General features: G+C 59.6%; 14 protein-coding genes and 2 pseudogenes. 6 read left to right on the top strand and 10 right to left on the bottom strand.

Translation table 11 applies throughout. The features are described 5' to 3' along the window. Positions 1-214 (top strand): CopD family protein (locus CTATCC11996_RS24735; protein ID WP_138983833.1); only part of this gene is annotated, 214 nt, incomplete at its 5' end. 377 nt (positions 215-591) lie between these two features. Further along, positions 592-3,003 carry a heavy metal translocating P-type ATPase gene (locus tag CTATCC11996_RS03110; protein WP_229228786.1) on the top strand — a complete coding sequence of 804 codons (2,412 nt, stop codon included), beginning with the start codon at positions 592-594 and terminating at the stop codon, positions 3,001-3,003. A 314-nt stretch (positions 3,004-3,317) separates the two neighbouring features. Here the strand turns inward: CTATCC11996_RS03110 and CTATCC11996_RS03115 are convergent, their stop codons facing one another. After that, positions 3,318-4,142 carry a SprT-like domain-containing protein gene (locus tag CTATCC11996_RS03115; RefSeq protein WP_003055094.1) on the bottom strand — a complete coding sequence of 275 codons (825 nt, stop codon included), beginning with the start codon at positions 4,140-4,142 and terminating at the stop codon, positions 3,318-3,320. An 85-nt stretch (positions 4,143-4,227) separates the two neighbouring features. Here CTATCC11996_RS03115 and CTATCC11996_RS03120 point away from each other — a divergent pair, with 85 nt between their 5' ends. Beyond that, entirely contained in the window at positions 4,228-4,443 is a 216-nt protein-coding gene (locus tag CTATCC11996_RS03120) for a DUF2191 domain-containing protein (protein ID WP_003055097.1), read from the top strand. Further along, positions 4,443-4,829 (top strand): type II toxin-antitoxin system VapC family toxin, encoded by a 387-nt coding sequence (locus CTATCC11996_RS03125; RefSeq protein WP_003055100.1) that lies wholly within the window; start codon positions 4,443-4,445, stop codon positions 4,827-4,829. The genes CTATCC11996_RS03120 and CTATCC11996_RS03125 overlap by 1 nt, the downstream gene beginning before the upstream one ends. A gap of 52 nt (positions 4,830-4,881) precedes the next feature. Here the strand turns inward: CTATCC11996_RS03125 and CTATCC11996_RS03130 are convergent. The 9 genes and pseudogenes from CTATCC11996_RS03130 to CTATCC11996_RS03170 form a co-directional block, all read right to left on the bottom strand. Beyond that, a pseudogene (locus CTATCC11996_RS03130) lies at positions 4,882-7,850 on the bottom strand (Tn3 family transposase). 2 nt (positions 7,851-7,852) lie between these two features. Continuing rightward, a complete protein-coding gene (locus CTATCC11996_RS03135) occupies positions 7,853-8,413 on the bottom strand; it encodes a recombinase family protein (RefSeq protein ID WP_003055107.1) in 561 nt (186 codons plus the stop codon). A gap of 129 nt (positions 8,414-8,542) precedes the next feature. After that, the gene (locus tag CTATCC11996_RS24740; RefSeq protein ID WP_000993245.1) at positions 8,543-8,755 is read right to left on the bottom strand and encodes a DUF3330 domain-containing protein; all 213 of its coding nucleotides are present in this window, start codon (positions 8,753-8,755) and stop codon (positions 8,543-8,545) included. Between the two features lie 65 nt (positions 8,756-8,820). Next, positions 8,821-9,057 carry a broad-spectrum mercury transporter MerE gene (gene merE, locus CTATCC11996_RS03145; RefSeq protein WP_003055146.1) on the bottom strand — a complete coding sequence of 79 codons (237 nt, stop codon included), beginning with the start codon at positions 9,055-9,057 and terminating at the stop codon, positions 8,821-8,823. After that, positions 9,054-9,419 (bottom strand): mercury resistance co-regulator MerD, encoded by a 366-nt coding sequence (gene merD / locus CTATCC11996_RS03150; protein ID WP_003072992.1) that lies wholly within the window; start codon positions 9,417-9,419, stop codon positions 9,054-9,056. The genes merE and merD overlap by 4 nt, the downstream gene beginning before the upstream one ends. A gap of 17 nt (positions 9,420-9,436) precedes the next feature. Continuing rightward, complete coding sequence (merA, locus tag CTATCC11996_RS03155) at positions 9,437-11,119, bottom strand: mercury(II) reductase (RefSeq protein WP_003055149.1); 1,683 nt, start codon at positions 11,117-11,119, stop codon at positions 9,437-9,439. Positions 11,120-11,157: 38 nt separating this feature from the next. After that, positions 11,158-11,565 (bottom strand): organomercurial transporter MerC, encoded by a 408-nt coding sequence (gene merC / locus CTATCC11996_RS03160; protein ID WP_000522993.1) that lies wholly within the window; start codon positions 11,563-11,565, stop codon positions 11,158-11,160. A 27-nt stretch (positions 11,566-11,592) separates the two neighbouring features. Then, positions 11,593-11,868 carry a mercury resistance system periplasmic binding protein MerP gene (gene merP, locus CTATCC11996_RS03165; protein WP_000732276.1) on the bottom strand — a complete coding sequence of 92 codons (276 nt, stop codon included), beginning with the start codon at positions 11,866-11,868 and terminating at the stop codon, positions 11,593-11,595. A gap of 15 nt (positions 11,869-11,883) precedes the next feature. Continuing rightward, entirely contained in the window at positions 11,884-12,234 is a 351-nt protein-coding gene (locus CTATCC11996_RS03170) for a mercuric transport protein MerT (protein ID WP_001294660.1), read from the bottom strand. 71 nt (positions 12,235-12,305) lie between these two features. On the opposite strand from CTATCC11996_RS03170, the gene merR reads away from it, so the two are divergent. Continuing rightward, the gene (gene merR, locus CTATCC11996_RS03175; protein WP_001166628.1) at positions 12,306-12,761 is read left to right on the top strand and encodes an Hg(II)-responsive transcriptional regulator; all 456 of its coding nucleotides are present in this window, start codon (positions 12,306-12,308) and stop codon (positions 12,759-12,761) included. 27 nt (positions 12,762-12,788) lie between these two features. After that, positions 12,789-12,977, top strand: a pseudogene (locus tag CTATCC11996_RS24745) (hypothetical protein); the annotation flags it as partial.

Genomic DNA, 12,977 nt, shown 5'->3' on the forward strand with positions numbered 1-12,977 from the left:
GCTAGGCAAGCTAATGCTGGTTCTCGGAATGCTTGCATTGGCAGCAGCAAATCGATTCCGGCTTAGTCCAAGTCTGGAGGCATCATTGGGCTCAGGGAATCGTGCGCAAGCAGTCTCTAAGCTACGCCAGAGCCTGTTCATGGAAGCAACACTGGCAGTTCTGGTTTTGGCGAGTGTGGCTTGGTTAGGGATTCTTTCGCCAAAAGGAATTTGAACCTTTAGATCACCCACCGACAGCTGACACGGGGACTGCACACGGAGAGGAAGGGTGCATCGCTTCGGAGGATTCATGCTTGGATGATCTCCGTGCCATGTAGTCATGACAAAGGCCACCTCAACCCCAGAATCATTTCTTGGATTGAGATGGCCACAAGCACCGTACTCAGGTTGCGGTACCTCAGAAGAGGTGGACAGAGTTATTTCTCAAGCAGATTCTGGCTTGACATTCACATGGTGTAAGAGCCAAGAATCGATCCAACATCGCGAAGGGCCATCTGCATGCAACATCATCAGCATCGATCTTCTTCAGAATCAGTAGAGTTGGAAAACACCAAAACTGACGCCGAGCCTTTGCAAGATCCTGTTTGCGGCATGACTGTCTCTCCACAGTCGGCCCATCGGATAGTTCACGAAGGACGGATCTATCGCTTCTGCAGTGACGGTTGCCAGCAAAAATTTGCTCGGGGCCCTGCGCAATTCATATCGAGTAACGAGCAGGCTGATCACGCAGGAGGGGACACAGTCTATGTATGCCCAATGCATCCTGAAGTCCATCAATATCATCCGGGGCGCTGCCCCAAGTGCCAAATGCATTTGGTACCTGAGGCCCAGTTACGCAGCTCGCACGAACATGCTCACGTGGCTGCAAGTCATTCAGATCAGAAATCGTTTGATGACTCGGGCGTGGTTCCGGGCGGAACGATCTATACCTGCCCGATGCATCCGGAGGTTCGGCAAGATCATCCCGGAAACTGCCCCAAGTGCGGAATGACCTTGGAGCCACTGATCCCGGTTGGAGAAGAGGACAACAGTGAGTTGCAAGACTTCCAACGGCGATTCTGGTGGACGCTGCCACTCACGCTGATTGTTACCACTCTGGCCATGTTCGGACACAAGTTCGGCTGGTTCACTATGCAGACCCAAACGTGGGTCGAGTTGGCACTTTCCCTGCCCGTGGTGCTATGGACGGGCTGGCCCTTTTTTGTTCGAGGCTGGCAGTCAATCATCCACCGCAGCCCGAACATGTGGACGTTGATCAGCTTGGGATCGGGAGCCGCCTTTGTCTACAGCCTCGTAGCGACGCTGGCACCCGACGTGTTTCCCGACTCGTTCGTATCCATGGGTCGTGTAGCGGTTTATTACGAGGCAGCGGTAGTCATCATTTCTTTGACCATGTTGGGGCAGATCATCGAACTGAAGGCTCGTTCTCAAACCTCGGCCGCTATCAAATCATTGCTTAGCCTAGCTCCTAAGACGGCAAGGCGTATCAATGCAGATGGCAGTGAGGAAGATGTTCCACTCAGCCACGTGCATGTCGGAGACCTGCTGCGCGTACGTCCAGGCGAGAAAGTACCCGTGGATGGCATTGTCACGGAAGGTCAAAGCGCCGTTGATGAATCGATGCTCACGGGCGAGCCAATACCTGTGACAAAGCGCGTTGACGACAAACTGATCGGCGCCACACTCAATACGAGTGGAGCTCTGGTCATGAGGTCAGAAAAGGTGGGGGCTGCCACCATGCTTTCCCAGATCGTTCAGATGGTTGCATCGGCCCAACGGTCGAAGGCACCGATGCAGCGAATGGCCGACGTAGTGGCTGGAAAGTTCGTTATGGTTGTCGTGCTAGTCGCTGTAGTCACCTTCTTCGTCTGGGGAATTTTTGGCCCAGAGCCCAGTTGGGTGTTTGGGTTGATCAATGCCGTCGCGGTACTCATCATCGCCTGCCCATGCGCGCTAGGTTTGGCCACACCCATGTCAGTAATGGTGGCCACAGGGCGCGCTGCAGAACAAGGCGTTTTGTTCCGTGACGCAGGCGCCATCGAAAAAATGCGTGAAGTGGATACGCTCATCGTAGATAAAACGGGCACCCTGACAGAAGGTCGGCCTGCATTCGATAAAGCGATTCCTGCTCCAGATTTCACGGCTGACGAAGTTTTGAGGCTTGCCGCTAGCTTGGATCAGGGTAGCGAGCATCCGCTTGCGGATGCCATCGTCCGAGCTGCACGCGAACAAGGCTTGCAACTCGCTAAACCTGTGGACTTCGATTCCGCCAGCGGTATTGGTGTACGTGGAACCGTTGAGGGGCGGCGCTTGGCATTAGGCAACACCGCACTGATGGCTCAAGAAGGCGTTTCTGTATCTTCCTTGCAAGCGGACGGAGAACGCCTGCGAGGAGAGGGTGCAAGCATCATGCATTTAGCGGCTGATGGGAAGTTCGCAGGCATCCTGGCAGTAACAGACCCTATCAAAGCTAGCACTTTGGATGCTATTCAAACGCTTCATGCAAGCGGCTTGCGAATTGTCATGGCAACGGGAGATGGTCTGACCACAGCCAAGGCTGTTGGTGCCAAGCTTGGAATTGATGAAGTCCATGGCGAAGTCAAGCCCGCCGACAAGCTAGCTCTCGTGGAGCGATTGCAAAGTGAAGGCCATGTGGTTGCCATGGCTGGTGACGGGATCAACGATGCGCCGGCCTTGGCAAAAGCTGATGTAGGTGTAGCCATGGGAACAGGGACTGACGTAGCAATGAACAGCGGTCAGATCACGCTGGTCAAGGGTGATTTGCGTGGCATTGCACAGTCACGTGAAATTTCAACTGACACAGTACGGAACATGCGTCAGAACTTGCTATTTGCCTTCGTCTACAACGGAATTGGTGTACCGATTGCTGCGGGAGTTCTGTATCCGTTCACAGGGTGGCTTCTGTCGCCAATGATCGCAGCACTCGCTATGAGCCTGAGTTCGGCGTCTGTAATCTTCAATGCACTGCGTTTAAGAAGGTAGCGGTTGCATTGGTGATTTTCAGTCTACTTACGCGGCCGTTTCGCTCAATGCCTCGGGGTCATTCATCGGGTGAATACAAGCACTGAGCTTGATGGTGCCGGACTGCTCTCAAAACGTTTGAGCGTGCCTGGGCAAGAGGCTGGGAATTATCTACTGTAGCGGGGCAGTCCAGTCGGTCCCCATACAGGAAACCGAATGATTGTCAGTTGTTCTTTCTAAGGCAAGCCAGAATGGAATGCAGGCAGATGTTAGCCAGTCCGGTCAAACGAGCGAAGTTTATGTGCGCGCTCGATGAATCTCCAGTCGTTGATGATTTATTGAACGTCAAAACTTTTTCTGCACTCACCACATATCAGCTTAATGCCCGGCTTTCCCCACACTGAGACCGGATTCTTGCATCCGCTGCAGCTGTATTTCACCCGATTGGATCTGTTGGCGGGCGTAGTAAGCACTCCGTCTTCCCCTGCAGTGGCGGCAACAGCTAAGCCCGTGGGCTTCACTGCCTCGGCGAGGGCAGGGATGCTGGCCATTGGAGGCTTGGTCCCTTCGATGCCTTGAATGTGGTTGGCCATGCTGGCTTGGCCAGCGATTACATGATCTGCAGAGGGGAATCGGTCGTACCAGCTGAGTGTGAAATTCGCGGTCAGCAGCTCGTCGCATGCAGCCAGGAAGCGGCCACCCTCGACGGCGTAGTCCGCCATGCTATCACCGGTTCGCGCACCACCAGGTTGCCCGGTAGAAGAGGGCATGAGCCCAATGCTTTCCATCTTTCGTGCCCATTCCTCGTTGTGATAGCGGCCTCGGCCTGGCTTGCCAAAGTGGTGCTGCCACAAGTGCGTCATTTCATGGACTTGGGTCTGGAGTGTTTCGATGATCGGTACGACCGCAAAGTAGGTCGGATTCATCGCGATCTCATCTGTGGTTGAGCCGTCCAACGAGGCAAAGCGAGCTGCAGAGAAGTAGCCGAAAGTCCGCTTTTCCCGCTGCAGCGTAATCAAGCAACTCGGGAGCTGCCCCCCAAACAGCCGCTCGTTGAAATGGTCGTAGGCCATCTGCAGCTCGTTGTAGGTTTCCTGCGTAGGTGCCAAGCGGGGTGAGGGCGTGGGCACAAGGTCAAGCTGGTTTGGCTGCTGGGTCATATTTGTATTGTGCAATACAAATTATCATTCGCAAACATCCCATTTGATGCGACAATGCATCAAACTTGATGTTAAAGGAGTAGCCATGAGATCGACCTTTACGATCGACGACGAAGTCGTGAACCGTGCCCGCGCTGTTGCAGCGCCCGGTATTGCTGTGCCTGAACTGGTACGCCTGGCACTTGAGACCTTCACTCGCGTCGAGGCAGGCAAGCGCTTGGCTGCCCTGGGCGGAAGCGCGCCAGACATGCCTGACGTGCCACGCCGTGGCAGCGCGGCAGAGGCAGAAGGCTCTCGCTGATGCCGGTGTCCGTTCTAGTCGATACATCGGTGTGGGTGAGGCATTTTCGGGAGGCCGACATTCACCTGCAGGAGCTCCTGTTGCAAGACAGCGTGCTGATGCATCCCATGGTGCATGCAGAGTTGGCCTGCGGCACGCCGCCAGCGCCGCGTGCCGATACGCTCGCAGCCCTGGCCATGCTGCGGCCGAGCCAGGAAGCTTCAATTCCCGAGACTTTGGCCTTCCTTGAGAAGAACAAGCTATTCGGTAAGGGCTGCGGCTTGGTCGATCTATCGCTGCTCGCCTCGACGCTAATCACACCAGGCGCTTTGCTTTGGACTGCAGATCGACGCCTTGCTGAGTTGGCCGCTCAGCTTGGCGTGGCCTATGCCATACCAACGCATTGAGAGTCGGGAAGCCCTTCTCGGGGTCGCCTCAGAAAACGGAAAATAAAGCACGCTAAGCCGGTTGCAACGGTCGTAGCGGCCTGAACTTGCCCGCGCCGATCTTGGCGCTGCTGCGCCAGAGGTAATCGCCGGTCAGGTTGATGTGTTCCCAGCCGAGCGGCGACAGGTATTGCAATAGCGCGTCATCGACAGCATGCCCGTTGCCACGCAACGCATGTGCTGCGCGCTCCAGATAGACCGTGTTCCACAACACGACGGCCGCCGTCACCAGGTTGAGGCCGCTGGCCCGGTAGCGCTGCTGCTCGAAGCTGCGGTCGCGGATTTCGCCCAGACGGTTGAAGAATACGGCGCGGGCCAGCGCGTTGCGCGCTTCGCCCTTGTTCAGTCCAGCGTGGACGCGGCGGCGCAGCTCCACGCTTTGCAACCAGTCCAGGATGAACAGCGTGCGTTCGATGCGCCCCAGCTCGCGCAGGGCGATGGCTAAGCCGTTCTGGCGCGGATAGCTGCCGAGTTTCCGAAGCATCAGCGAGGCTGTCACCGTGCCCTGCTTGATCGAGGTCGCCAGCCGCAGAATTTCATCCCAGTGGGCACGAATAGCCTTGATGTTCAGCCTGTCGCTGCTAATCATCGGTTTGAGCGCGTCATAGGCGGTATCCCCCTTGGGGATGAACAGCTTGGTGTCGCCCAGGTCACGGATGCGCGGCGCAAAGCGGAAGCCCAGGAGATGCATCAGGGCAAAGACGTGATCGGTGAAGCCTGCCGTGTCGGTGTAGTGTTCCTCGATGCGCAGGTCGGACTCGTGGTACAGCAGGCCGTCAAGTACATAGGTCGAGTCGCGCACGCCGACATTGACCACCTTGGTGTGGAACGGCGCGTACTGGTCGGATATATGGGTGTAGAAGGTTCGCCCAGGGCTGCTGCCATATTTCGGGTTGATGTGACCGGTACTCTCGGCCTTGCTCCCGGTTCGGAAGTTCTGGCCGTCCGACGATGACGTGGTGCCGTCGCCCCAGTGTTCGGCGAAGGGATGCCGGAATTGGGCGTTCACCAACTCGGCCAGCGCTGTCGAATAGGTTTCGTCGCGGGTATGCCAGGCTTTTAGCCAGGCGAGCTTGGCGTAGGTCGTGCCGGGGCAGGACTCGGCCATCTTGGTCAGGCCCAGGTTGATCGCGTCGGCCAGGATGGTGGTCAACAGCAGATTTTGTCCTTGGCCAGATCGCCCGATTTCAGGTGCGTGAAGTGGCGGGTGAAGCCCGTCCACTCATCGACTTCGAGCAGCAGTTCGGTGATCTTGACGTGTGGCAGGATCATGGCTGTCTGGTCGATCAGCGCCTGCGCGGTGTCGGGTACCGCCGCATCCAGCGGCGTGATCTTCAGGCCCGACTCGGTGATGATCGCATTCGGCAGGTCGTTGGCCGCTGCCATGCGGTTGACCGTGGCAAGCTGCGCTTCAAGCAGCGTCAGGCGGTCGTGCAGGTACCGGTCGCAGTCGGTGGCCACGGCCAGCGGCAATGCGCTGGACTGCTTGAGGCTGGCGAACTTCGCGGGCGGCACCAGGTAGTCCTCGAAGTCCTTGAACTGGCGCGATCCCTGCACCCAGATGTCGCCCGAGCGCAGCGAGTTCTTCAGCTCGGACAGCGCGCACAGCTCGTAGTAGCGCCGGTCGATACCCGCGTCAGTCATCACCAGCTTCTGCCAGCGCGGCTTGATGAAGTCGGTCGGGGCATCGGCAGGCACTTTGCGGGCGTTGTCGGTGTTCATGCCACGCAGTACCTCGATGGCATCGAGCACGTTCTTGGCGGCGGGTGCGGCCCGCAGCTTGAGCACGGCAAGGAATTCCGGCGCGTAGCGGCGCAAGGTGGCGTAACTTTCGCCGATGCGGTGCAGGAAATCGAAGTCATCGGGCTGAGCGAGCTTCTGCGCCTCGGTGACGCTTTCGGCGAAGGCATCCCAGGACATGACGGCCTCGATGGCGGCGAACGGATCGCGGCCAGCTTGCTTGGCCTCGATCAGCGCCTGGCCGATGCGCCCGAACAGCCGCACCTTGGCGTTGATCGCCTTGCCGGATGCCTGAAACTGCTGCTGATGCTTGTTCTTGGCGGCGTTGAACAGCTTGCCCAGGATGCGGTCGTGCAAGTCGATGATTTCGTCGGTGACCGTGGCCATGCCCTCGATGGCCAGCGCCACGAGGGTGGCGTAGCGCCGTTGCGGCTCGAACTTGGCTAAGTCGGCGGGCGTCATCTGGCCACCCTCACGGGCGATCTTGAGCAGGCGGTTCTGGTGCACCGACCGCTCGATACCGGAAGGCAGATCGAGCGCCTGCCACGCCTTGAGGCGTTCGATGTGTTCCAGCATGTGCCGCGAGTTCGGTTTAACCGGCGACTGGCGCAGCCAGGCCAGCCAGGTCGTCTTGCCGTTGTCCCGGCGCCTGAGCAGATCGTCGAGGCGGCGGCGATGCGTGTCCGACAGTGGTTCGGCCAAGGCATCATAGATGCGCCGGTTGGCGCGAGTGATGGCCTCGGCGCTAGCGCGCTCGATGGCGTTGAGCGCGGGCAGGATGATCGACTGTCGCCGCAGATGCTCAACCAAGGTGCTAGCCAGCACGATGCCTTTGTCGGTTTGCATGGCCAGGTCGGTCAGCGTGTGCACGGCCTGCCGGTAGTGGCTCATGGTGAACGGCTGGAAGCAAAACACCGTTTGCAGCTCGACCAGGTGCTCGCGCCGGGTCTGCTCCCGCTGCCCGTAGTCGTCCCAGCTTTCGACGCCGACCTTGAGCTGGTCGGCGACCAGTTTCAGTAGGGGCAAAGACGGCGCCTGATCGACACCAAGGAAGATTCCGGGAAAGCGCAGGTAGCAGAGCTGCACGGCAAAGCCCAAGCGATTCGCAGGCCCGCGCCGCTGGCGGATGATGGAGAGATCGGTATCGCTGAACGTGTAATGTCGAATTAGGTCGTCCTTGGTGTCCGGCAACGCCAACAGGCTTTCCCGCTCGGCGGCGGACAGTATGGAACGACGAGGCATATTTATTGATCCAATTTCAAGTATTGATACAGGGTCTCCCGGCTGACACCAAATTCACGGGCCAGCTTCGCTTTTTGCTCGCCCGCCGTGACGCGCCGTTTCAGTTCAGCAATCTGTTCACCGCTCAGAGACTTCTTTCGGCCTCGGTAGGCTCCGCGTTGCTTAGCGAGCGCGATGCCTTCGCGCTGCCGCTCACGGATCAAGGCCCGCTCGAATTCGGCGAATGCCCCCATGACCGACAGCATCAGGTTCGCCATCGGTGAATCCTCGCCGGTGAAGGTCAGGCTTTCCTTGACGAACTCGATGCGCACGCCGCGCTTGGTCAGCTTTTGTACGAGGCGGCGCAAGTCATCGAGGTTGCGCGCCAAGCGATCCATGCTGTGAACCACCACGGTGTCGCCTTCGCGCACGAAGGCCAGCAGCGAATCAAGCTCGGGCCGCTGGGTGTCCTTGCCCGACGCCTTGTCGGTGAACACCCTGCCGACTTCGACATGCTCCAGTTGCCGCTCCGGGTTCTGGTCGAAGCTGCTGACCCGGACGTAGCCGATGCGTTGACCCTGCAAGATACCTCCAAATACGAAAGTGTCAGGAAGAAATCTATGACCTTTCGCCGCAGGTGTCAAGAAACACAAAAGTTAACTCTATTCTGACGTTGCTGGGTGGCTTCTCCTGACATCAGGATAGGGTATGCCTCAATCTGACGGCTGCGAACCGCCAGGGACAGGCGCAATGTCAGATTCTGTCGCGGCCTTGGCGCGTGCCTGGAAGCGTTCATAGCAATCCAGCCCGCAGAAATGTTCGACGTATTCCGCGCCTTCCGGGGTGAAGGCGGCATCGAGCGGAATTTCTTTGCAGCATACGCAGCAGGTGGTGCAACTGGCAGTGTTCGGGGCGTTTGCGTTCATGGTGGTACTCCTCCAGATTGGTAGCGAAGCTCAAAGCTGCCCACTCTCGGCTGGCTGGGAAGCGGTCATGATCTTCCCTTGAAGGCCCGCAGCAGCCGCGTCACAGACAGGACAAACAAGCCGGTCAGCGTGAGGGCTGCAATACTCCAGTGCTCCCCGATGAACGCGCCGGCCGTCGTGCCGGCTAGCACAATGGCGAGAATCGGCAAATGGCAGGGACAGGTGAGCACGGCCAGCGCGCCCCACAAGTAGCCGGTGATCGGTTTGTGCGTCCCAGACGGCAAGTGCTCTGGGCTGTTCATGGCAGACTCTCCGCGTGCTGTGCCGGTTCGGTTGGCATGGCGGCCAGTTGCATTTCGAGGCTGGCCAGGGCCTCGCGCCGACGCTCGACGAGATGCCGCAACACGGCAAGCTGCGCAGACGCACCGTCACCGTCCGCAGCATCCAGCGCCCGGCACAGCCGCGCCAGTGCGTCCAGGCCGATACCCGCTTCGAAGGCAGCCCGTACAAAGCGCAGCCGTTGCAACGCGGTGTCATCGAACAAGCCGTAGCCGCCCGTGGTGCACGCGACCGGCCGTAGCAATCCGCGCAGCAGGTAGTCGCGCACGATATGCACGCTCACCCCGGCATCAAGGGCCAGCCGGGACACTGTGTAGGCGCTCATTGAACACCTCCTTTTCCTCATCCGGCGCAGCACGAAAGCTGCTTCACGTCCTTGCTGAAGGTCTGCGCCGCGAGCTTCAGCCCTTCGACCATGGTCAGGTAGGGGAACAATTGGTCGGCCAGTTCCTGCACGGTCATACGGTTGCGAATGGCGAGCACCGCCGTCTGGATCAGTTCACCCGCTTCCGGGGCCACCGCTTGCACGCCGATGAGCCGTCCGCTACCTTCCTCGATGACCAGCTTGATGAAGCCGCGTGTGTCGAAGTTGGCAAGCGCACGCGGCACGTTGTCCAAGGTCAAGGTGCGACTGTCGGTCTCGATCCCGTCGTGATGTGCTTCCGCCTCGCTGTAGCCCACGGTGGCGACCTGCGGGTCGGTGAACACCACGGCCGGCATTGCGGTCAGGTCCAGGGCCGCATCGCCGCCAGTCATGTTGATCGCAGCACGGGTGCCGGCCGCTGCCGCCACATAGACGAACTGAGGCTGGTCGGTGCAGTCGCCAGCCGCATAAATGTGTGGCGTACTGGTGCGCATGCCCTTGTCGATGACGATGGCCCCCTGCGCATTGGCAGCGACTCCCGCCGCTTCCAATGCCAGGCTGCGCGTGTTCGGTGCCCTGCCAGTGGCGACCAGCAGCTGGTCGGCGCGTATTTCACCGTACCCGGTGGTCAGCACGAATTCGCCGTCCACATGCGCGACCTGGCTGGCTTGCGTGTGTTCCAATACCTTGATCCCTTCGGCACGGAACGCGGCTGTAACGGCCTCGCCGATGGCCGGGTCTTCGCGGAAGAACAGCGTGCTGCGTGCCAGGATCGTCACTTTGCTGCCCAGCCGGGCAAAGGCTTGCGCCAGTTCCAGCGCCACCACAGACGAGCCGATCACGGCCAGGCGCTCGGGAATGGTGTCGCTGACCAGGGCCTCGGTGGAAGTCCAGTAGGGTGACTCTTTCAGGCCCGGAATCGGCGGCACGGCCGGGCTGGCACCCGTGGCGACCAGGCAGCGGTCGAACGCCACCACACGCTCGCCGCCATCGTTTAAACGGACGGCAAGGCTCTGGTCGTCCTTGAAACGCGCTTCACCATGCAGCACGGTGATGGCCGGGTTGCTGTCCAGGATGCCTTCGTACTTGGCGTGGCGCAGCTCATCGACGCGCGCCTGCTGCTGGGCCAGTAGTTTGCTGCGATCAATCGCAGGCACAGTCGCCGCGATGCCACTGTCGAATGGGCTTTCACGGCGCAAATGGGCGATATGGGCAGCGCGGATCATGATCTTGGACGGCACGCAGCCGACATTGACGCAAGTACCGCCGATGGTGCCGCGCTCGATCAGCGTGACGTTCGCACCTTGCTCGACGGCCTTCAGCGCCGCCGCCATCGCGGCTCCGCCGCTGCCAATAACGGCGACGTGCAGTCCGTCCCCATCACCACCAGCCTTGTCGCCACCGCCCAGCCATCCCAGCGCCTTGCCAAGCAGTCTGCCCCGCGCTGAAGTGGATGGGGCATCGGCGGGTGTGGCCTTGTAGCCGAGGCCGGCCACAGCGGCGGTCAGCGCCTCTGGCGAGGTGCCGGGATCGGTGGCGAGTTGCGCGGAGCCTTTCGGGTAGGACACGAGCGCCGACAGCACGCCCGGCACTTTCTCCAGGGCGTCCTTGACATGTGTCGCGCACGAGTCGCAGGTCATTCCGGTGATATTCAAATACATTGCATCGTTCCTTTTCGTTTCGGCAACTGCCAATGCAGTTAGCCGTGTTTGGGTGGTAGTTCGCAGCGGCGGTTGGCCGGTGAGAGCAGATCCCAGATCGACACCCCGATCATCAAGGCCAGACCGACATAGAGGAGGTTCGCCGTCCACCAATTGCCAAAAAACAAGAGCATGGCCGCCAGCACGATGGCTGGGCCGACCATCCCGAGCAGGCTGCGGTACCATTGCCGATGACTCAGCCAGCCCAGTGCATTCGCCAGCAAAGCCACGACTGCGAACAGCGGCAGCAGCTTGGAGATAAACAACCCTTCGTATTCCTGTAGAAAGCCAAGGCCGATGGCCGCGCCCAGGCTGGCGATAGCCGGGAAACAGGCAGCGCATCCCATCGCGGAAACAACGCTGCCAAGCGCGCCAGCCTTGTCGGCAATGCGTGTAATCAGTCCCATGATCGCCCCAGGTTCGGGTTCAGTGGCTCACTGCTTGACGCTGGACGGATAGCCCGCGTCTCCGGTTGCCTTGGTCAGCTTCTGCACGCTGGTCTTGGCATCATCGAACGTGACAACCGCTTCGCGTGTCTCGAAGGTCACGTCAATTTTGCTGACGCCTTCGACCTTGGAAATCGCCTTCTTGACGGTGATCGGGCAGGTGGAGCAGGTCATGCCCGGTACGGACAGCGTGACGGTCTGGGTGGCGGCCCACACGGGGGCAACAACGGCAGCGAGGGCGAGGGCGGCAAACAGTTTTTTCATGATGAACTCCTGTGATTAATAGAAAAATGGCATGACGTAGGGAAATCCGAGCGCGACCAGGACCAGCGCGGCCACGATCCAGAAAATGAGCTTGTAAGTAGCTCGCACTTGGGGAATCGCGCAGACCTCACCCGGTTTGCAGGCTTGCGCCGGGCGGTAGATGCGCCGCCAGGCGAAAAACAGCGCGACCAGCGCTGCGCCGATGAAGATCGGGCGATAGGGTTCCAGCACCGTCAGGTTGCCGATCCATGCCCCGCTGAACCCCAAGGCGATCAAAACCAGCGGCCCCAGGCAGCAGGCCGACGCAAGAATGGCGGCCAGCCCACCGGCGAAGAGCGCGCCGCGCCCGTTTTGTGGTTCAGACATACGCTTGTCCTTTCAAATTTGGTTTGGATAGCTTAAGCTTACTTCCGTAGTTATGTACGGAGTCAAGCGATATGCAAATTAATTTTGAGAATCTGACCATTGGCGTTTTTGCCAAGGCGGCCGGGGTCAATGTGGAGACCATCCGGTTCTACCAGCGCAAGGGCCTGCTGCCGGAGCCAGACAAGCCCTATGGCAGCATTCGCCGCTATGGCGAGGCGGATGTAACACGAGTGCGGTTCGTGAAATCGGCCCAGCGGCTGGGCTTTAGCCTGGACGAAATCGCCGAGCTACTGCGGCTGGAGGATGGCACCCATTGCGAGGAAGCCAGCGGCCTGGCCGAGCACAAGCTCAAGGATGTGCGCGAGAAGATGGCCGACTTGGCACGCATGGAGGCCGTGCTGTCTGAACTGGTGTGCGCCTGCCATGCGCGGAAAGGGAACGTTTCCTGCCCGCTGATTGCGTCACTGCAAGACGGAACGAAGCTCGCTGCATCGGCGCGGGGGAGTCACGGGGTGACTACGCCTTAGCGTGCTTTATTTTCCGAATTCTGAGACGACCCCATCAACAGAAGCCTTATCGCCATTTACCGGCCTGCTTTGGAGTTGGTTTTGCGTTTTCCTAAGTCCACGCTGCTGGCAGCGGCATTGGCCCTGGCCATCACCGCAATTCCGGTCATGCGGCTGGGCGGTGAGTTCATGCCGCCGCTGGACGAAGGCGACCTGCTGTACATGCCCTCGGCGTTG

The organism is Comamonas testosteroni ATCC 11996 (assembly GCF_000241525.1).
GTDB lineage: Bacteria > Pseudomonadota > Gammaproteobacteria > Burkholderiales > Burkholderiaceae_C > Comamonas > Comamonas testosteroni.